The 19,996-nt window shown below is 73.6% G+C and carries 15 protein-coding genes and 2 pseudogenes; 9 read left to right on the top strand and 8 right to left on the bottom strand.

Annotated elements, in window-relative coordinates:
- Positions 1 to 57: 57 nt before the first annotated feature.
- From OG550_RS01660 to OG550_RS01685, 6 genes are all read right to left on the bottom strand, one after another.
- Entirely contained in the window at positions 58 to 1,017 is a 960-nt protein-coding gene (locus OG550_RS01660; protein WP_327673700.1) for a D-2-hydroxyacid dehydrogenase family protein, read from the bottom strand.
- A 176-nt stretch (positions 1,018 to 1,193) separates the two neighbouring features.
- On the bottom strand, positions 1,194 to 1,787 hold the full coding sequence (locus OG550_RS01665) for a hypothetical protein (protein ID WP_327673702.1): 594 nt from the start codon (positions 1,785 to 1,787) through the stop codon (positions 1,194 to 1,196).
- Positions 1,784 to 3,187 carry a hypothetical protein gene (locus OG550_RS01670; protein ID WP_327673704.1) on the bottom strand — a complete coding sequence of 468 codons (1,404 nt, stop codon included), beginning with the start codon at positions 3,185 to 3,187 and terminating at the stop codon, positions 1,784 to 1,786. Before OG550_RS01670 ends, OG550_RS01665 begins: the two co-directional genes overlap by 4 nt.
- Positions 3,184 to 3,990: an ABC transporter ATP-binding protein gene (locus OG550_RS01675; protein ID WP_327673706.1), complete on the bottom strand. Its 807-nt coding sequence runs from the start codon at positions 3,988 to 3,990 to the stop codon at positions 3,184 to 3,186. Before OG550_RS01675 ends, OG550_RS01670 begins: the two co-directional genes overlap by 4 nt.
- Positions 3,991 to 4,131: 141 nt before the next feature.
- Positions 4,132 to 4,962, bottom strand: a complete 831-nt coding sequence (locus OG550_RS01680; protein ID WP_327673708.1) for a zf-HC2 domain-containing protein — start codon at positions 4,960 to 4,962, stop codon at positions 4,132 to 4,134.
- Positions 4,959 to 5,462, bottom strand: a complete 504-nt coding sequence (locus OG550_RS01685; protein WP_327673710.1) for an RNA polymerase sigma factor — start codon at positions 5,460 to 5,462, stop codon at positions 4,959 to 4,961. Before OG550_RS01685 ends, OG550_RS01680 begins: the two co-directional genes overlap by 4 nt.
- 195 nt (positions 5,463 to 5,657) lie before the next feature.
- Between OG550_RS01685 and OG550_RS01690 the strand changes: the two genes are divergently transcribed.
- Positions 5,658 to 6,008, top strand: coding sequence for a hypothetical protein (locus tag OG550_RS01690; protein WP_327673712.1), 351 nt, complete (start codon positions 5,658 to 5,660; stop codon positions 6,006 to 6,008).
- A 16-nt stretch (positions 6,009 to 6,024) separates the two neighbouring features.
- Here OG550_RS01690 and OG550_RS01695 read toward each other — a convergent pair whose 3' ends face one another.
- Complete coding sequence (locus OG550_RS01695) at positions 6,025 to 7,317, bottom strand: sporulation protein (protein WP_327673714.1); 1,293 nt, start codon at positions 7,315 to 7,317, stop codon at positions 6,025 to 6,027.
- Positions 7,318 to 7,405: 88 nt separating this feature from the next.
- On the opposite strand from OG550_RS01695, the pseudogene OG550_RS01700 reads away from it, so the two are divergent.
- From OG550_RS01700 to OG550_RS01725, 6 genes and pseudogenes are all read left to right on the top strand, one after another.
- A pseudogene (locus OG550_RS01700) lies at positions 7,406 to 8,088 on the top strand (IS5 family transposase); the annotation flags it as partial.
- Between the two features lie 536 nt (positions 8,089 to 8,624).
- Positions 8,625 to 10,406 carry a reverse transcriptase/maturase family protein gene (locus OG550_RS01705; protein WP_327673716.1) on the top strand — a complete coding sequence of 594 codons (1,782 nt, stop codon included), beginning with the start codon at positions 8,625 to 8,627 and terminating at the stop codon, positions 10,404 to 10,406.
- Positions 10,407 to 10,514: 108 nt separating this feature from the next.
- Positions 10,515 to 10,637: pseudogene (locus OG550_RS01710) on the top strand (IS5/IS1182 family transposase); the annotation flags it as partial.
- Between the two features lie 361 nt (positions 10,638 to 10,998).
- Positions 10,999 to 12,765 carry an asparagine synthetase B family protein gene (locus OG550_RS01715; protein ID WP_327673718.1) on the top strand — a complete coding sequence of 589 codons (1,767 nt, stop codon included), beginning with the start codon at positions 10,999 to 11,001 and terminating at the stop codon, positions 12,763 to 12,765.
- 28 nt (positions 12,766 to 12,793) lie between these two features.
- Positions 12,794 to 13,231 (top strand): NUDIX domain-containing protein, encoded by a 438-nt coding sequence (locus tag OG550_RS01720; RefSeq protein ID WP_327673720.1) that lies wholly within the window; start codon positions 12,794 to 12,796, stop codon positions 13,229 to 13,231.
- A 61-nt stretch (positions 13,232 to 13,292) separates the two neighbouring features.
- A complete protein-coding gene (locus OG550_RS01725; protein WP_327673721.1) occupies positions 13,293 to 14,606 on the top strand; it encodes a UDP-glucose dehydrogenase family protein in 1,314 nt (437 codons plus the stop codon).
- Between the two features lie 412 nt (positions 14,607 to 15,018).
- Here the strand turns inward: OG550_RS01725 and OG550_RS01730 are convergent, their stop codons facing one another.
- Positions 15,019 to 17,154, bottom strand: coding sequence for a glycerophosphodiester phosphodiesterase (locus OG550_RS01730; protein ID WP_327673723.1), 2,136 nt, complete (start codon positions 17,152 to 17,154; stop codon positions 15,019 to 15,021).
- A 280-nt stretch (positions 17,155 to 17,434) separates the two neighbouring features.
- Here OG550_RS01730 and OG550_RS01735 point away from each other — a divergent pair, with 280 nt between their 5' ends.
- Positions 17,435 to 18,055: a TetR/AcrR family transcriptional regulator gene (locus OG550_RS01735; RefSeq protein WP_327673725.1), complete on the top strand. Its 621-nt coding sequence runs from the start codon at positions 17,435 to 17,437 to the stop codon at positions 18,053 to 18,055.
- Positions 18,056 to 18,523: 468 nt separating this feature from the next.
- The gene (locus tag OG550_RS01740) at positions 18,524 to 19,621 is read left to right on the top strand and encodes a MerR family transcriptional regulator (protein WP_327683637.1); all 1,098 of its coding nucleotides are present in this window, start codon (positions 18,524 to 18,526) and stop codon (positions 19,619 to 19,621) included.
- The last annotated feature ends 375 nt before the right edge of the window (positions 19,622 to 19,996 follow it).

Here is a 19,996-nt window from a genome sequence, read left to right on the forward strand (position 1 = left end):
GGCCGTACCCGTACCCGTGGCCGTGGCCGTGGCCGCGGCCGTGCGCCCGCCGGAGGCTCAGCCCAGCACCCGGACCGGCGCACCGGCCAGGAACGCCGCGATGTCCTCCACCGCATCGCCGTAGTACCGGCGGTAGTTGTCCTGCGACACGTACCCCAGGTGCGGCGTCGCCAGCAGCCGGGGAGCCGTCCGCACCGGGTGGCCGGCGGGCAGCGGCTCCTGGTCGAAGACGTCCACCGCCGCACCCGCGAACCGCCCCCCGGCGAGCGCCGCGAGCAGCGCCCCCTGGTCCACGATGGCCGCCCGCGAGGTGTTGACCAGGTACGCGGTCGGCTTCAGCAGCGCCAGCTCGGGCGCGCCGAGCAGCCCCCGGGTGCGGTCCCCGAGCGCCAGGTGGACGGAGACGAAGTCGCTCCCGCTCAGCAGTTCCTCCATCGACCCGGCCCGCCGCACGCCCACCCCCGCCGCCCGCTCCTCCGTCAGGTTGCGGCTCCACGCCACCACGTCCATCTCGAACGCGAGCCCCACCCGGGCCACCCGCGCACCGATCCTCCCCAGCCCCAGCAGCCCCAGCCTGCGGCCCGCCAGATCGGCCCCCACCGTGCTCTGCCACGGCCCGCCGCCGCGCAGCGCCGTGCTCTCCTCCACCAGCCCGCGCGCCAGCCCGAGGAGCAGCGCCCAGGTCAGCTCGACCGGCGGCGTCGAGGAACTCGCCGTCCCGCAGACGGTCACGCCGTGCGCGCGGGCCGCCTCGTGGTCGATCACCGAGTTCCGCATGCCCGAGGCCACCAGCAGCCGCAGCCGGGGAAGCCGGCCGAACAGCTCCGCCGGGAACGCCACCCGCTCCCGCAGCGTCACGATGATGTCGAAGTCGGCCACGGCGCGCACGAGTTCGTCCTCGGAGCCGAAGTGCTCCCGGAACGCGACCACCTCCACCCGGTCCGCGACCGGCGACCAGTCGGCGAGACTGGTGGCCACCCCTTGGAAGTCGTCGAGTACGGCGCAGCGAAGTTTCATGATCCGCACTCTTCCAGACGCCGCCCGCCGTCGTCCGCCCCCGCCCCTCCCCTCCCCTCCCTCCCCGCCCCGGCTCGCCCCGGCTCGGGCGTCAGAGGTTCGGCGCCAGGGGGTCGGTCGGAGGGATCGGTGGGAGGGGATCGGTGGGAGGGGGCGGACAAGGGACGGGGGCCGACCTAGCGCCTCGGGCCGCCGGTGGCGTAGACGGCGGTGCCCGCGACGGCGAGGAGCCCGGCCGTCCAGGTGGCGGCCGGCGTGCCGGGCGGCTGCAGCATCCAGGTCAGCACCTGCGTCGCCACACCCGTCCCACCCGTCGTGCCCGTCGCGGCCGGGGCGGCGAAGGCGAACGGCAGCCAGGCGAAGAGCGGGGTCCACGCGTACCGCTGCCCGCACCAGGCCGCCCCGACGGCGACCAGCCCCATCAGCCCCGCGCTGTTGCGCACGACGAAGGCGGGGGAGGCCGGCTCGCCGCCCACCGCCCGCACCGCCCAGAGGACGGCGGCGACGAGCACCCCGCAGAGCAGCACGTGCGCCGCCCTGCGCGGTACCCAGCGGATCGCGGCCGTCCGGTCCAGCGCGAGGTCCTGCCCGCCGAGTCCGACCGAGACCGCCGCCGCCCCCGCGGCGAGGACGAGCGTGGACAGCCGCGGATCCGCCGTCCCCCCGCCGCCGATCCCGGCGAGCGCCGCCACCGCGGCCGCGCCGGCCAGCACCGCGGCCAGCGAGGCGGGCACCTGCCGCGAGCGCGCGTACAGCGTCAGCCACCTCACCGGGACGCACCGCCCGTCAGCTCGGTGAGCAGGCCGCCCGAACAGGAGACGGCCGCGGCGTGCAGGGCACCGATCCGCCGCCGCTGCTCCGGCTGCGGCAACGCGATGAGCTGCTCCCACACCGGGCGGGCCTCGTCCGCCCAGTCCTTGGCGCCGTGCATGGTCCCTTCGAGCTGCCGGAGGTCCCCGAGGACCCAGGCGGCCGCGATGCTCTGTGCGACGGCCTCCTCCAGCGAGCCGCTCTCGACGCCGCTGCGGGCGTTGCACAACGGGACCACGCCCTGGGCGACCAGCGCCCGGGTCAGTTCCCCTCCCCCGGCCTCACCGATCGCCGCGTCGCCGAAGTCGAGGAGCAGCGCGTCGTCCGACCGCTCCGCCGGATCGAGGAGCCCCCGCAGGAGGGTTGTCTCGCGGATCCCCGTGGGCGCCTGGTCGCCCAGGGCGCCGCGCAGCAGGCGCAGCACCTCGGCACCGCGCCCCGCCAGATCGCCGAGCCGCGCCCGCTCGGCGGTCGTCACGCACACCGGGCCGTCGCACACCTGCGCCGCCGCGGCCCGGTCGACGACGTACGTGTCGCGGGGTCCGGCCGGGAGCAGGAGCAGGGCAGCGGCCCCGCCCGCCAGGAGCGGGGTGAGGGCGAGCACCCGCCCCCGCCGGGTGGCGGCGGCCAGCAGCGCCAGACCCGTCGCGGCCGCCCCGAGCAGCCAGAACGTCTGCCCGGCGTGCACGGGGGCGGAGAGCGTGAGGAGCGGCTGGCGCACCTCCGCCACCAGGGGCGACAGCAGCGCGAGACGGTTCGGCGCGCCGGAGGTCGGCACCTCGGCGTCCGTGGTCCGCCGCAGGAGGGTGACGAACAGGAAGGCGCCCACGGCCAGGGCGGGCGGGGTGAGGACGGACGGCAGGGCCCGCGCCACCCCCATGCCCAGGACCGCCCCGGCGGCCAGCGCGAGCGCCCCCACCAGCGAGATCGGGAGCCAGCCCAGGTGGGCGTACGCGGCGCCGCCGGCGAGCACCCGCACCGCGCCCACGAGGACGACCAGCGCGAAGGCCGACACCAGGGCGAAGGCCGTCGTACCCGCGAGGGCCGCCGCGCGGTGCCGGGCCGGACGCGGCGTGCTGCTCAGCAGTTCGGACATCCTCGAACGGGAGTCGCGCAGCCCCTGGAGCGCCCCGAGGCCCACCGCGAGCGGCCACAGGAAGACCAGCAGGAACCTGGTCCACAGGGCCATCGAGGTCCACTGCGCCGTCCACAGCGCCGGCCCCTTCCACCAGGCGCCGGGGACGAGGTGCAGGAACGCGAGCGCCGACACCAGGACGAGGACGCCGGCCCACGGGGCGACGGACCGCCGCAGCTCGATGCGCAGGACGCGGAGGTTCGTCCGGCCGGGGTTCGGGTTCACCAGGCCCCCCTCGTCCGGACGGGGTCGACCAGCAGCGCCGAGTAGCCGCGCTCCAGCGGGCTGTCCCCCACGTGTTCCGGACCGCCCGCCGCGGCCAGCTCGTCCGGGGTGCCCTGGAAGACCAGCCTCCCCTCGGCGAAGAGCACCACGTCGGTGCAGGCGGCGGCGACGTCCTCCACCAGGTGGGTCGAGACGACCACGCAGGTGTCCGTCCCCAGCTCCTGGAGGAGTCCCCGGAAGCGCAGCCGCTGCGCCGGGTCCAGGCCGACCGTCGGCTCGTCCAGCAGCAGCAGGGCCGGGTCGTTGACGATGGCCTGCGCGATGCCGACCCGCCGCACCATCCCGCCCGACAGCGCCTTCATCCGCTCGTCGGCCCGGTCCGCCAGGCCGACCCGCTCGACGGCGCGCTGCACCGCCCCGGGGATGTCCGCGGTGGGCACCTCCTTCAGCCAGGCCATGTACTCGACGAACTCGCGCACGGTGAAACGCCTGTAGTAGCCGAACTCCTGGGGGAGGTAGCCGATCCGGCGGCGCAGCGCGCGGTGCTCGCCCAGCCCGCCCACGGACTCCCCGAGCAGCTCCAGCTCACCCCCGGCGGGGCGCAGGACGGTGGCCAGGGCCCGGATCAGGGTGGTCTTGCCCGCTCCGTTGGGGCCCAGGAGACCGTGGACGCCGGTGCCCAGCGACAGGTCCAGTCCGTCGACGGCCATCCTCTTCCTGCCGACCCTGACCTTCAGTCCGGTCGCCCGGATCTCCCAGGCGTAGGCCGTGGGGGCGATGTCGGCCCTGCTCACTGCGGGCATCGTGCGTTCCTGTTCTTTCGGGGGACGGGGGACGGGGGACGGGGGACGCGGGTCGACGGGGCGGCCGGGGTCCGGCGGTCGGGGGACGGCGGTCGGGGGTGGGCGGCTCGACGCGGGGGGTTCGGCGGGATGCGGAGGGGCTCAGCGGTGGGCTCCCAGCACGGTGTAGGCACCCCGGCGGACGACCACGACGGCGACCCCGAGCACGAGGAGCAGCCCCCACACCGGCAGACCACCCGTCTGCAGGGCGAAGGCCGTACGGCTGGTGGCCAGCGTCGGCGCCGCCACCACCCCGGCCCATGCCGCCACCAGGACGACGGCGGCGCGGGTCACGCCGATCACCCCGCCGAGCGCCAGCGTCATCGAGGTGAAGGCCAGGCAGGGCAGCAGCCACTGCACGGCCGTCACCCCCGTCACCCATCCCCCCACCAGCAAGGCGGGGACCACCACGGCGAGCACGGAGGCGGTGCGCCGCAGCACCAGCTGGAGTCCCGCCCTCGGTGTGGAGGCCGTCAGCTCGTACGCCGGGTCCAGGCCGCGCGACCAGGAGGCCGCCACCCCGCACACCGGCAGGACCGGGGCGAGCAGCAGCAGCACGGACACCCGGCCGGGTCCGGCGCCCACCAGGTCCGGCAGCAGCGCGAGCAGCGTCACGGCCAGGAGCATGGCCGGCCACGGCAGGGCGGCGGGCGGCGCCCACACCGCCGGGCGCGCCGACCGCCACACCCTCCGGCGACGGCGCGCCGGTGCCGGGGCGGCCGCGGCCAGCTGCCGTTCGAGGTCGGACCAGACGGCCTCGGTCAGCGCCGCCAGGGCGGGCGCCCCGGCCGCGACGGCGGCCGACAGCCGGTCGCGGCAGGGCCGGCAGCCCTCCAGATGGGCCTCCAGGGCCCACACCTCGTCCGCGGCGAGGTCCGTGCCACCGCGGGCGTACCCGTCGATGAGCCGTGCCGACGCGTGTTCCACGTTCATGCCAGTGCCTCCCGCATCGCGATCCGGGCCCGGCGGGCACGGGTCTTGACCGTTCCTTCGGGCAGTCCGAGCAGCACGGCGGTCTCCCGGACGGACAGTCCGTCGAGCACCATCGCCTGCAGGACGTCCCTGAGCTCCGGCGCGAGGCGCCGCAGTGCGTCCCCGACGTCCCCGCCGACGGTCGCCACCAGTGCCTCCTCCTCGGCGGCGGGCGCCACGGGGTGCGGGGCGGCGGCGGCCGGCGGCTCCGCGTGGTGGGCCCTGCGCCGGAACGCGTCGACGAGGCGGCGGGCGGCGATCGTCCACAGCCACCCGACCGCCGTACCGCCGGTCCGGCCCCCGGCGAACGAGCCCGCCGCCCGCCACACCGCGAGGTACGTCTCCTGCATGACCTCGGCGACGATCTGCTGGTCGGCGCAGCGCCGGTTCAGGCGCACCGCCAGCCACGGCGACGTGCGCCGGTACAGCTCCTCGAAGGCGGCCCGGTCTCCCCGGGCCACCCGCCTCAGGAGGTGTTCCTCGTCCAGTTCCTGCGGCGCTGCCGCCCCAACCCGTTTCACACCTGCTAGACGCCCGGCCGGGCCTGCAGGTTTTCCCCGGGGCGTGATCCGCGTCACGCCCCGGGCGGACACCGCGAGGCGGCTCCGCGATCGGACCCCGCGTCCGGGCACCGCGGCACGGGGCGACGGGCGGGGGTGGCACCCGCCCGACTTCCGGACCACGACGTCAGCCGGCTGGCCGTCGAGGCGAACGTCAAGCGCTGGCACCTGCCCCACCAGCACTCCGACCAGAAGGACCATTTCCAGGCCGAGACCGCGAAGGCCGAGGCGAGGAGGTCGTCCCACGTCCGCTCCGCCGACGCGTTCGAGGAACCCAAGGAGGGGCACGCCGCCCTCCAGGCCCACTGTCAACAGCCGGAGGCACGGCTCCAGACCTGCGCGAACGCCCTCGATCCGCTCGCGTTGGAGAACGCCGCGCTCTCGGGCCGCGACGCGGACGCCGCGAAGGTGAGGGCGCTGCCCCGCCGGTCCCCGCACCTGTCCTGAGCACGGCAGGTGCGGGTCACGCGGCGACGCCGAGTTCGTGCCGGGTCCGGTGGACGAAGTCGCGGACGGCCGTCTCGCGGCGCCAGGGGGTGAGGGCGGCGTTGAACTCGCGGACGTAGTCCAGGGCCCGGCTGGACTGGACGCGGGCGAGGATGTCGACGGCCTGGTGACCGAGTCGCAGCCCCTGGTCGAGATCGCCGCCCTGGAGGTGAGCGGTCCCCACGATCGCCAGGCGCATGCCCACCGAGCGGGTGAACACGCCCGGTCGCATGGCCGCGGCCTGCGCGTTCCAGACGAGCGCCTCCTTCGGCTTCCGCAGGTCGCGGAACACCTCGGCAGCGTCGGCGGAGAGCCGGGCGTGGTGATAGAAGTCGATCCACGCCGGTTCCTCGCCGCCGTCGCGGGCCCGGCCGAGCAGGCTCTCGGAGGCGGTCAGCGCGGCCGAGGCCGCCCTGGCGTCGTTGTCGCGGGCATGGGCCCGCGCCTCGATGAGCTTGGTGAACGCCAGGACCCTGGGGGCGGCCTGGCCCTTGGCCCGCTCGAAGGCGCCCTGGGTCATGTCGACGGCCTCACTGGCGAAGCCCCGCAGCAGGGTCTGCATCGCCATCGTGGTGAGCACATAGCAGCCGAGCTGCACGTCACCGCCGGCCCGGGCAAGGCGGAGTGCCTGGATGAAGTGTCGCTGGGCGACCTCGTGCTGACCGACGTCGAAGGCGGTCCAGCCTGCCAGGCGGGACAGCTCCGCGGTGACCGAGAACAGCTCACGGCCCACCTCGTCGCCGAACGACCCGTTCAGCAGCGGCACCGCCCGCTCCTGCCGGCACGCCGTCACCGAGTTCGCCTTCCAGTTCCCGCCGCCGTACTTCGAGTCCCACCGCCGGGCGTCGTCGGCCGCCTCCCGCAGTTCGGCAAGGTCGACGGCGCCGACCCGGCCGCTGCCACGATGGGCGGAGGAGTCATCGGCCGGGCTCACCAGCCACCGGGTCACCGGCGTCGTGAACGAGGCAACGGCGAACCCGGATCCGGCGAGGAAGTCGCGGCGGTTCACGGAACTCCAGAACGAAGTGGCGACGCGCACGGCGTCGGCGGGGTCTCGCGGGAAATCCAACCCCGCCGCGGCGTCCGGTGTCTGCGCATCCGCCATACCGATCTCCGCCAACTGCACGGACCTGCCGAGCCGTTCGCCGATCGCCTGGGCCAACAGCTTGGGCACCGGCCAGTCGGGGACCATGCCCCGGCGGCACCAGTTCGCGACCGAGGTATGCGTGTACGTCGTGGTCAGCCCGGCCACATGGGCCAGCTGGTTCACACGATGGGCCAGCGACTTACTGATCGTTTCAGAATGACTTGGGCTCAAGGTCTTGCGCTCAGGCGATCTTGGTCGGCAGGGTGTGCGGGTGCGTGCTGATCTTGTTCCGGACGGTCTGTGGGAGCGTGTGGCTCCGCTGCTGCCACCCGCTCCCGCGCGGCGTCGGCGCTATCCCGGGCGACTGCGCGTTCCGGACCGGGCGGCGCTTGCGGGTGTGATGTACGTGCTGCGAACCGGTGTCGCCTGGCGCGACGTTCCCGCGGACGCCGTGGGCTGCTCAGGAGTGACTGCCTGGCGTCGCCTGCGGGACTGGACCGAGGCCGGCGTCTGGCCACAGCTGCACGAGGCCCTGCTGGCTGAGCTTCGGGCCAACGGCGGCCTGGACATGGACGATTGCGCGATCGACGGCTCCCACATCAGGGCGCTCAAAGGGGGGATCACGTTGGCCCCTCGCCCGTCGACCGAGGACGGCCGGGTTCAAAGCATCATGTGATCGTGGACCGCCACGGCACCCCGCTGGCCGTGTCGGTGACCGGCGGAAACCGACACGACGTCACGCAGTTGATCCCGCTCCTGGACGCGATACCCCGCATCCGGGGCCTGCGCGGAAGACCTCGCAACAGGCCCCGGCGGCTGTTTGCCGACCGCGGCTACGACTTCGACAAGTACCGCCGCCTCCTGTGGAAGCGAGGCATCAAGCCCCTGATCGCGCGCCGCGGCGTCGCCCACGGGTCCGGGCTCGGTCGCACCCGCTGGGTCGTCGAGCGGACCTTGTGCGCCACGAGGCGCTCTGTTTGTATCCCCGGCTCAGCCGGGAGGAACTCGGAAGGAGGTTCCTGGGCCGGATGACTCACCTGGATCCGAAAGGTGAAGGGGACAAGAGCATGTCAGGAAACCGGTGACCGGGCCCAGTTGCCAGGGACGGTGCAGCGGGCGGCCCGTGCGATATGGCGAAGACTGGATTGTTTGAAGCCCAATCTCCAGAAGATGCAAGTTCCCATCCGTCGGAAAGACAGCTGAAACCGACGCCGACCCTGCACCGGTTTCGATTGTTGGCCTGGTGCAACTTCCGGGGTTCGGAGCGATGTCCAGCGAGGACATTCAAGGAGATGAGTGGGACGCCTAAGTCGCGCTAGAACGTACAGACAGGGACGAACGTGGGATCGCCTACGGGACGCGAGTCCTATGGCGACGGAGGCCCCGTAGTAGTCGCCGGAGTCACGCCCGGCCGGGGAGGGCGGGAAAGCCGTCCGCAGGGCGAAGGGGGCCAGGTGATTCGGACACCCGGATATGGGGAGGTATGCGAAATGCAGAGCGCCGCAACGGTGCTGGGTGTCCTGCGTGAGCGCGGCAGGCGCCATCTGCCGTGCGACGAACTGTATCGACAGCTGTTCAACCCGCAGTTGTATCTGCTGGCCTACGGTCGCATCTACGCCAACCACGGCGCAATGACGCCCGGGGCCACGCCGGAAACCGTGGACGGCATGTCCCAGCGGAAGATCGACCGGATCATCGAGGCGATGCGCCACGAGCGCTACCGCTTCCGGCCGGTCAGGCGCGTGCACATCCCGAAGAAGAACGGGACCACGCGTCCGCTGGGGCTGCCGACCTGGTCGGACAAGCTCGTCGGGGAGGTGGTCCGCCTGCTCTTGGAGGCGTACTACGAGCCGACGTTCTCCGACCGATCTCATGGATTCCGTCCCCGACGGGGCTGCCACACCGCACTGCGGGAGGTGGCCCACACCTGGACCGGGACTTCCTGGTTCGTCGAAGGGGACATCGCCGACTGCTTCGGCAGCCTGGATCACCAGGTCCTGCTGTCGATCCTCGGCGAGAAGATCCGTGACCAGCGGTTCCTGCGGCTGGTGCGCAACATGCTGACAGCCGGATACCTGGAGGACTGGAAATGGGGTGCCACGCTCTCCGGAGCGCCGCAAGGCGGAGTGGCTTCCCCGATCCTTTCCAACATATACCTGCACCGGTTGGACGAGTTCGTTGAGAAGGTTCTGATCCCGGAGTACACCCGTGGAGAGCGCCGGGTTCGCAACCCGGCGTATTTGGAGTTGCAGAAGCTGCTGGCGAAAGCCCGCCGGCGCGGTGACCGGGTCCAGGCCCGGATACTGCGTCAGCGGATGGTGAGCCTGCCGAGTGCGGATCCCAACGACCCGTCATATCGCAGGCTTCGCTATGTCCGCTACGCAGACGACCACCTCCTCGGATTCACCGGACCGAAAGCCGAGGCCGAGCAGATCAAGCATCGCCTGGCGGAATTCCTGCGTGACGAACTCAAGCTGGAACTCTCCCGGGAGAAGACGCTGGTCACTCACGCCCGAACCCGGGCGGCGCGGTTTCTCGGCTACGAGATCACGACCCAGCACAACGACACGAAGAAGACCGGCCGCTACCGCAGGGTCAACGGTCAGATCGCCCTTCGCGTCCCCAGGGACGTGATCAAGGCCAAGTGCGAGCCCTACCTCGCCTGCGGCAAGCCCGCGAAGCGAACGGAACTGACCAACGGCAGCGATCACGCGATCGTCGCCACGTTCGGGGCCGTCTACCGGGGCATCGTCCAGTACTACCTGCTCGCCGGAGACGTCTTCCGGCTGCACCGCCTGCAATGGGTCATGGAGACATCCATGCTCAAGACCCTTGCGGCCAAGCACCGTTCGACCGTGACGAAGATGGCCGCCAAGCACAAGGCCAGAATCGACACACCCAACGGGCCCCGAGTCTGCTTCGAGGCCCACATCGAGCGGAAGAACAGGCAGCCGCTGGTGGCACGGTTCGGTGGAATCCCTCTCCAGCAGCAGCGATCGGCGAAGGTCGTCGACCGTCGGCCTGTCGGGGTGGACTATCCGCAGAAGGAGCTGATCACCAGGCTCCTGGCGGACACATGCGAGGTCTGCGGGGCCACCGGTGATGTCCAGGTGCATCACGTCCGAGCCCTTGCCGATCTCGCCCGTGCCGGATGGCCGCCGTCCGACTGGGCGCGCGTCATGCTCGACCGGCGGCGCAAGACCCTCGTGGCCTGCACTGCCTGCCATGACCGCATCCACGAAGCGCGAACGGCCCGATCACTCACGCCGTGATCACTGGAGAGCCGGATGACAGGGAAACCGTCATGTCCGGTTCGGCGGGAGGCCGCGCGGAAAAGGACCTGCCACGGGCAGGCACCTCGCCGCGCGGCCGACCCAACCGCCTGGCTCCACCAGTTCAAACGACTGCGCACCCGCTACGAACGCCGAGCCGACCTCCACCAAGGACTCCTCGAACTCGCCGCCAGCATCATCTGCCTCCGACGACTCCAGAGATCATTCTGAAACGATCAGTTATGGCTGGCGCCCTCGCACTTTTCGATCATCCGGGCCAGCGCGTCGTTCGGCGGCTTGGTCCGGCGGGTGGTCGACGCCACAGCGTCCCCTTCAATCCGTTCCCCGCCTGGGCACGGGGAGTCGTACTCGGCTGGGCACAAGAAGTCGTACGCCCGGCACCGAGGCCGGATCACCGAGGGTATTGCCTTCACTGCCAGCAGTGAACCGCATTCGCAAGTCGTGAGCCCCCCTGCGAGCCCTGCCCGCACCGGCCGCCAGACGGTTGCCTGGTGTTCCGGGCCTCCGCCGGGACCTGGGACCGACCTCCCGGCGGGGCCACCACCGATTCACGCTCGGGGGTGACAACCAGATGTGCGGAATCGCAGGACTGGCCGGCGCCGACGCCGTCCGCCACCAGACCACCGTCGCCGCGATGGGGCTCGCTCAGCACCACCGCGGACCGGACGGCACTCGGCACCTCACCTCGGCCGACGGCCGGGCGGTGCTGTCCATGAACACCCTGCTGATCGTCGACACCGCCGCCGATCCCGGCCCCTACCCGGACCCGGTCAGCGGCATCGTCCTCACCTTCAACGGCGAGATCTACAACTACCGGCAGGTTGCCGCCGCCTGGGGCATCGGCCTGGAGCCCGGCGAGACCGATGCCCACCTGGTCCTGCGGGCCTGGGCCAAGCTCGGCCCCGGTTGCCTGGGCGCCTTCGACGGCATGTTCGCCCTGGCCGCCTACGATCCACGTGAGGGCCGGCTGTTTCTGGCCCGGGACCGGCTCGGCGAGAAGCCCCTCTACTGGCGCCTGGACGGCGGGCGCCTCGCGTTCGCCTCCGAGGTCACCACTCTGACCGGCTACGGCACCGCGCCGCTGGTCGTCCGCCCGGAAATGCTCAGCATCGAGACGCCGACCGGCGTCGACACCCCGTTCCAGGGCATCCAGCTCCTCCCGCCGGCCGGGCTGCTGGCCTTCGACGTTGCCACCGGCTCGCTCGCTCAGCAGACCTGGTGGCGACTGGAGGGCTTGGAGCCCTGGCAGGGCGACTACAGCACCGCGCTCGCCCGGTTCTCGACCCTGCTGGCCGACCGGATCCCGATGCGGGCACCCGGATCGGACTTCGCGCTGCTGCTGTCGGGCGGGCTGGACTCCTCGGTGCTGGCCTACCTGATGCGGCCCCGGCTCTGCGTCACGGTCCGCTATCCCGGCCAGGACCGCCTGGACGAGTCCGCGACCGCGGCTGTCGTCGCCCGCGACATCGGCGCCGAGCTGATCGTCATCGAGCCGACAGTCCAGGACTTCACCCGCACGCTGCCCGAGATCATGCACGCGCTGGACTACCCGATGGGCAACGCGTCCACCTTCTCCGAGCACATGGCCTACCGGGCGATCGCCGAACGCGGCATCCGCGTCGTGGTCGGCGGGCTGGGGCCGGACGAGTTCTTGATGGGCTACGTCCGCCACGCCCTCGTCCTCTTCGGGCCGGAGGCGGTGCTGGGCGCCGGGCTGGAGGCCTACCGTCCGCTGGCCTCCAAGGTCCTGAACGAGGACGGCGGGCAGCTGGAGCCGGCCGAGGCGATCGTCCGCCTGGTCCTGCGCGGGCAGGATCCGGACGGACGTCTCCGCGAGCTGGTCGCCGACGCCCTCCGCCGGGCAGACGGGGACCTGGCCCGCGGGCTGACGCTGGCGGACCTGGCGACCGCCTGGCGACCGCTGGTGATGACGTCCGACAAGCTGGCCTCCGCCTTCGCGCTGGAGCGGCGCTCACCGTTCCTGGCGCGGGACCTGGTCGAGTTCTCCTACCGACTGCCCATCGAGCACAAGATCTCCGACCCGGCGGCCGGGAAGCGCATCCTGCGGGACGCGGCGAAGGGCCTCGGCCTGCCCCCGGAGGTCTGGGGCAGCAGGGACAAGCTCGGCTTCGCCTCCCCGGTCCCGAGCTGGCTGTCCGGCCCACTGGAGCCCTGGGCGACCGACCGGATCAGTTCGGCGCTGAAACGGGCGCCGCTCGGGTTGCACCCGCTGCTGGCCGGTGGCCTCAGGCCCGGCGGCCGGTTCGACCGCACCCGCATGCAGGCCCTCATGGCCGCCGCCTGGCTTGCCGACCACAGGCTGGCGGAGGCGGCATGACGAACCGCCGGCTCACTACGGTGAGCACATGGACCCCCTTCCCGAGAATCCGTCCACCGCCCAGGCTCGGGGCGCCGTCGCAATCATCACGAACTTCCGCGACAAGCTCCTGCTGCACCTGCGCGACGACGTCCCGGGCATCGCCTGGCCCGGCCACTGGAGCCTCCTCGGAGGTGGATGCGACCCCGGCGAGCCTCCCCATGTGGCGATCGACCGTGAGCTCGAAGAGGAAGCCGGCCTCGGCGTCGACGACCTCCGCCGGCTCTTCGACATCCACGACGAGCACGGATCCGGGCAGGTCATCACCTTCTTCTCCGCCTACTGGGACGGCGACGAGACCGCGCTCCCACTGGCCGAAGGCGTCAAGCTCCGGTTCTTCGCCCCCGAGCACCTGCCAGCCCTGACCATCCCGCCGTTCATCCGCGACGGCATCCACCGCTTCCTCGCCGCCGAGCCGGGCACCTGACACCTCCGACCCCAGGGGGGCGCCTGGCGGGCAGCGCCCCACCCCTTGGAAGGACACGTTCGTGAAGCTCACCGTGATCGGCTGCGGCTACCTCGGCGCGACCCACGCCGCCGCGATGGCCGAGCTCGGCCACCAGGTCCTCGGCATGGACACCGACACCGACAAGGTCGACGCGCTGAACAAGGGCCAGGCCCCGTTCGTCGAGCGCGGCCTGGACCACCTGCTCGCCAAGCACACCGCCGCAGGCGACCTGCACTTCACCGCCTCCTACGCCGAGGCCGCCGCCTTTGCCGACCTCCACTTCCTGGGCGTCGGCACCCCCCAGCAGGACGGCAGTGGCGCCTACGACCTCACTCACCTCCACAGCGCCGTCCGCCGGCTGGCCCCGCGGCTCGGCGATGGCGCGCTGATCATCGGCAAGTCCACCGTCCCGGTCGGCACCGTCGCCCGGCTGCGGCAGACCCTGGACGAGCACGTCCGCGACGGGGCAAGCGCCCGTCTGGCCTGGTCGCCGGAGTTCCTGCGCGAGTCCTTCGCTGTCCTGGACACCCTGGAGCCCGACCGGATCGTGCTCGGCGTCGAGGACGGCGACACCGGCAGCGAGGCCGCCTTCCGGACCGTCTATGCCGACATCCTGGCCGCCGGCACGCCGCTGATCGTCACCGACATCGCGACCTCCGAACTGATCAAGGGCGCCGCGAACGCCTTCCTCGCCACCAAGATCTCCTTCATCAACGCGATGGCAGAGCTCTGCGAGAAGACCGGTGCCGATGTCCGGCAGATCGCCCTCGCCCTGGGCTACGACCACCGGATCGGAGCCGAGGGCATGCGGCCCGGCCTCGGGTTCGGAGGCGGCTGCCTGCCCAAGGACCTGGCCGGCTTCACCCACCGCGCCGAGGAGCTCGGCGCCGACACCGGCCTGCTCCGCCAGGTCGCGGAGATCAACCGGCGCCGGCGCGAGCGCACCGTCGAACTCGCCCGCGAGGCGCTCGGCGGCACCTTGACCGGCAAGCGGATCGCCGTCTGGGGCGCCGCCTTCAAGCCGAACACCGACGACATCCGCGACTCCCCGGCCCTCGCGGTCGCCGAGGCCCTCCAGCGGGCCGGCGCCGAGGTCACCGTCCACGACCCCGCCGCGATGGAGAACGCCCGCAAGGCCTGCCCCCAGCTCGACTACGCCGACGACCCCACCGCGGCCACCACCGGCGCCGGGCTGCTGCTGCACCTGACCGACTGGCCCGCGTACTCCGACGCCGACCCGGCCGACCTCGCCCGGCACATCGCCGTCCCCAAGGTCATCGACGCCCGCGGCACCCTGAACGCCGAACGCTGGCGCGCGGCCGGCTGGACCGTCCGCGCCCTCGGCCGTCCCTGACCCCTTCGGCACATCCACAGGCCCCCGGCGGAGCCGAGCGCGAGGGCTCATCTCCGCCGGGGGCCGAAGCGCCTCCCGCCCGGCCGGGGCTGCTCCGTCCGTCGCCGTGCGACGACCGGTCCTGCCGGTCGTCGTGAAAGCGCGGCGGAGTCCGCGGTGGCCGGTCCGCTCCGGCAGACGGGCCGGATCCCGGGGCCGGCGACAGGGCCTGTGCACCCGCGCCCGGCCCCGCACACCTCCGCCGCGAGCGCGGCGCCGGCCGCCGCGCGGCGCGATGCCGGACGCCGGTCGGGCCCGGTAGTCGGCACGGTGACCGCGGGTCCGGGCGGCCGCGGGCAGGTGAGGCCGGGGGCGCCCCGGTCCGCCCGCCGGGGCGCAGGAACGGCGGGCGGGGGTCAGCCCCGGGTGCGGGTCAGCCCTGGCCGCCCCGGGCGGGTGCCGTGCCGTCGATCGCGCGCGCGTCGGCGGCGATCAGCCGGGCGCGGTCGGCCGGGACGGTGCGGCCGGACTGGTCCTCGGCCCACCGGGCGAGCGGCTGGTACTGGCCCTGGCCGAGCATGACGGTCAGGGTGGCGACGGCGTTGCGGTCGGCGCCCGAGGTGAGGACCAGTGCGGCCAGGCCGGTCGGCGTGGCCGAGACGGTGAACTCGGTGGTGGTCTCGGCCCGGCCGCCGGGGCCGGTCGCCTCGGCGCGCAGGGTGTGCCGGCCGAGTGCGAGCGCCGTCGTGTCGAGCGCCGTGCCCGGCGTGAGCGCGGCGCCGTCCAGGGTCAGCCGGACGGTGTCGGCCCCGCGCGACTGGACCGCGGCGACCGGCTGCTGGGCGCGGTCCAGGACGGCGCCGGCCACGGGCGAGGTGATCGCCACGGTGGGCGCGGCGGGCGGCGCGACGGTGCCGCCCTGCTGGAGGGCGGAGTTCCAGCCGGCCAGCTCGGCCGGGCGGTTGGTGATGACGCCGTCGACGCCGACGGCCTCCAGGGCCTTCCAGCGGGCGGCCGAGTCGACCGTCCAGACGTTGACCGCGACGCCGGCCGCGTGCAGGTCCTTCACGATGCCGGGCCGGTCGGCGACGGCGGCGTCCGACGGGTTGTAGGCGGTCAGGCCGAGTTCCCCGGCGATCGCCACCGGGTCGGCGTCGAGCGCGCTGCGCAGCAGACCGAGCGGCAGCTCCGGCGCCAGCTCGCGGGTGTACCGCAGGGCGTCCACCTCGAAGCTCTGGACGAAGACGCGGCCCGCCATCCCGTGGTCGCGCACCTCCTTGACGATCCGGGCGACCTCGTCACGGCTGTGCCGGCCCTTGATCTCCAGCAGCAGGCCGCCGCCCCGGGTGCGCAGGTCGTCGAGCTGCGCGGCCAGGGTCGGCACCCGGGCGCCCGCGTACGCGGGGCCGAACCAGGCCCCGGCGTCCAGCGCGTCCAGCTGGGCGGAGGTCAGGTCGCGGATCCGCCCCTTGCCGTCGGTCGTGCGGTCCACGGTGTCGTCGTGGAGGACGTACGGCACGCCGTCCTTGCTCGGCTGGACGTCGTTCTCGATCCACTCGGCGCCGCCGCGGCGGGCGACCTCGTCCGAGAGCAGGGTGTTCTCCGGCGCTGTGGAGGAGGCACCGCGGTGGGCGAAGACGGTGAGCGGCGCGCCGGCGGGCCGGATCCAGCCGTTCGGCGCGAGCGCGGTCACCTTGAGGTCGTCGAAGGACACCTTCGAGCCGTTGACCAGGAGCGCCTGGCCGCCGTCGGCGCTGCGGGCGACCCGGGTGGTGCGCAGGGCCTCCTTGCCGTCGAAGGTCCAGCGGGCGGTGGCGCCGTGCACCTCGACGGCGATCCGCACGTCGCGGCCGGTGCCGGCGGCGGTCGGGGCGGCGGCGGTGTCGGTGACGAGCCAGCTGCCGGCGGTGGTCCGCTGGGCGAACTCCAGGCCGTTGGCGGCGGTGGTGCCGGAGCGCATGGTGGCGATCGACCAGGGGGTGACGCCGCTCGCCGGGACGTCCAGGCCGAGTGCCGTCCAGCGGGCGCCGTCCACGACGGACTCGAAGCGGGCGGTGGCCTCGATGCGGAAGTCGGCGAGGTGGCGGCCGAAGGTGATCCGGCTCTGCTGGCCGGAGTTGGCGGACACGCCGACCAGCCGGCCGTTCTCCACCTTCCAGTCGCCCTCGACGGCGGCCCAGCCGGCGGGGAGGGCGGTGCCGGAGAAGCTCTCCTCGACCACGGTCTGACCGGGTGCGGGGGCGGCGGCCGTGGCGGCGGCGGCCGTGGCGGCGGCGGCCGTGGCGGCGGCGGCCGGGTCGGACGTGGCGGAGGCGATGGCGGCGGGGTCGGACGTGGCGGAGGCGATGGCGGCGGGCGGCTCGGCCGAGGAGGCGCTCGGGGCGTTCAGTGCGACGGTGCCGAGGCCCAGCGCGGACGCGACGACGGCGGCGAGCAGGCTGGTGTGCCGGCCGGCGCTCGCCCGGAGCTCGCGCCGGTGGTGGGACGAGGTCCGGGCCCCGCTCCCGGGGTTAGCGGGCTGCGAACCGGTGGACGGGCGGCCGGGGGCGGTGTGGTGACTCTGTGTCATGTCCGGCACGCTAGGGGACGGTCACCGTTCCGGAAACCGCTTCCCCGGGAACCGTTCGTGACCATTGCGTGCGCCCTCGGGCCGTGGCGGTCCGAGGGCGCGGGGCGGCCACTCCCCCGGTCCCGTGGGTGACGCCGGGTGGCGGTGCCGCAGGTCGCCCGAGGCCGACGGTGGGTGCCGACGGGAACGCCGACCACGGCTCGGAGCACGCCTCAGCCCGAGGCCGGACCGTGTCGTCGACCCTTCGACAAAATATGCAGACCGGTCTACTGTTTTCCGCATGGGAGTCAAAGGCGAGGAGACCCGTGCCCGGCTGATCGCCGGTATGCGCGGCCTGATCGAAGCACAGGGCTACTTCGGTACCGGCCTCAACCAGGTCGTGGCGGAGAGCGGCGCACCGCGCGGGTCGCTCTACTTCCACTTCCCCGAGGGCAAGGACCAGTTGGTGACCGCCGCCCTGACCCAGGCCGGCCAGGAGATCGAGGAACTGCTCGCCTCGCTCGCCCGCCAGGGCTCCGACGCGGCGACCGTCGTCGCCGGACTCGCCCGGGCCTTCGCCGACCGCCTCGCCGAGTCCGGCTACACCAAGGGCTGCCCGATCGCCACCGTCGGCCTGGAGGTCGCCGGCAGCAACGAGGCGCTCCGTCAGGTCTGCGTCGAGGTGTACGCGGGCTGGCAGCGCGTCCTCGCCGAACGCCTCACCGCCGAGGGCTTCGACCCCGCGGAGGCGGACGTCGCCGCCGGCCAGGCGCTCGCCCTGCTGGAGGGCGCGGTCCTGCTGGCCCGCGTCCGCCACTCCCCCGCGCCGCTGACCGACGCCACGCACGCCGTGCGCCACCTCCTCACCGCGAAGCCGGCCGACGCCGCCCGCGCGGGCCTCACCCCGCAGCGCGCCGGCTGACCGACGGGCCGTCCGAGCCGCGGGCGGGCGCCACCACGGCGCCCGCCCGCCGCCGTATCCGGCCACCTCACCCCCGGAGCGGCACCGGACCGTGCGCCGGACCCCGGCCGGACACCCGTGGCGGACCACGGCCGGTGCGGCACGCACCGGCACGCCCGAGCCCCCGGACGTCCTCCGGAAGCCCGGCAGCCTGACCGGACGACGGGAACCCCTCGGTTCGGACATGCCCCGAGGCTTGTCACGGCGAGGGCCGCCGCGGCACACCGGCGCCGGACCCGTCACGACCGGCCGGGTCAGCCCTCACACAGTGACGGCGCCTCCGTCCGCTGCGGCCGGGGAGAGTCACCGGGGGTCTCCGTCGGAAGTTCCCCCTGCGCAGGGCGGCCGTTCGCGTCGGCCGGGAGCGGGGCTCTTGACCCTCACGCGGCGTCAGGCCGCATAGTCGGTGCCGTGGATGATCACTGGACCGTGGGACACGTGGCCGAGCTGGCCGGCGTGAGTGTCCGCACGCTGCATCACTATGACGAGATCGGGCTCGTCCGACCGTCCGCGCGGACCGCGGCCGGATACCGGGCGTACTCGGCGGGCGACGTCGAACGGCTGAGGGAGGTGCTGGCCTACCGGCGGTTGGGCTTCGGGCTGCGGGAGGTCGCGGAGCTGGTCGGCGACCCGACCGCCGACGCGGTCGCGCACCTGCGCCGACTGCGCGGCCTGGTGCTGGAGCGGCGCGACCGCGCCGACGCCATGGTGGCCGCCATCGACAGGGAACTGGAAGCACGGGCGAAGGGACTGAAGGTGACACCGGAGGAGCAGTTGGAGATGCTCGGTGCACGGCTGTACGACGCGATCGGCGGCGCCTACACCGCGACACGCCACACCGAGCCGCGGATCGCCGCGCAGATCTGGGACGCGCTCGGCGACGCTCGGACGGTGCTGAACGTCGGGGCCGGAACCGGCTCCTACGAACCCGCCGATCGACACGTGACCGCGGTGGAACCGTCGGCGGTCATGCGGGGGCAGCGGCCCCCCGGCTCGGCGCCGTGCGTGGCCGCCGCCGCGGAGAGCCTGCCGTTCGAGGACCACTCCTTCGACGTCGCGATGGCCGTCTCCACCGTGCACCACTGGGCCGACCCGCTGGCGGGGCTGCGCGAGATGCGGCGCGTGGCCCGCCGCGTGGTGGTGCTCACGTTCGACACCGACGAGCCCGGATGGCAGGACCGGTTCTGGCTCACCCGCGACTACCTGCCCGAGTTCTCCGGCGTCCTCGCGGGATTCCCCTCGCTCGCCGGGATGGCCGACGCGATCGGCGCCCGCGCCGAGCCGGTGCCCGTCCCGTGGGACTGCGCCGACGGCCTGTTCGAGGCGTACTGGCGCCGGCCGGGGGCGTACCTGGAGGATCATGTGCGCCGGGCGATGTCGGTGTGGACGAGGGTCGGGCCGGAGGCCGAGCAGCGGGCGGTGCGAAGCCTCGCCGACGACCTCGACTCCGGTCGGTGGGCCGAGCGCAACGGCGACATCGCCGACCTCGACGCGGCGGATCTGGGCCTTCGCCTGCTCATCGCCTGAACTGGGGCTCGGCGTCGGTCCCGTGGCGGTTCCTGGACGACCGGCCGGTCGCGTACGGGCGCCAAGCGGGCACGGCGGCGCGGGGCAGGGACGGCGGCGCGGGGCAGGGACGGCGGAGCGGGGCAGGGACGGCGGAGCGGGGCAGGGACGGTGGAGCGGGGCAGGGACGGTGGCGTGACCCCGGTGGCGTGACCCGGGCACGCGCGTCCCGGCACGCTCGTCCGGGCACGCGGAGATCGGCACACGCGGGTCGGCACACGGTCGACGGGCACAGGTCGATGCGGCGAGCTTGTCCGCCGTTCCGGCGAGGCCTGTGCGCGGACCTTCGATCAACGGTCTCCGGGACGGGTGAGCCCGGCGGCGGGTCGGGGTCGG

The organism is Kitasatospora sp. NBC_00458 (assembly GCF_036013975.1).
Lineage (GTDB): Bacteria > Actinomycetota > Actinomycetes > Streptomycetales > Streptomycetaceae > Kitasatospora.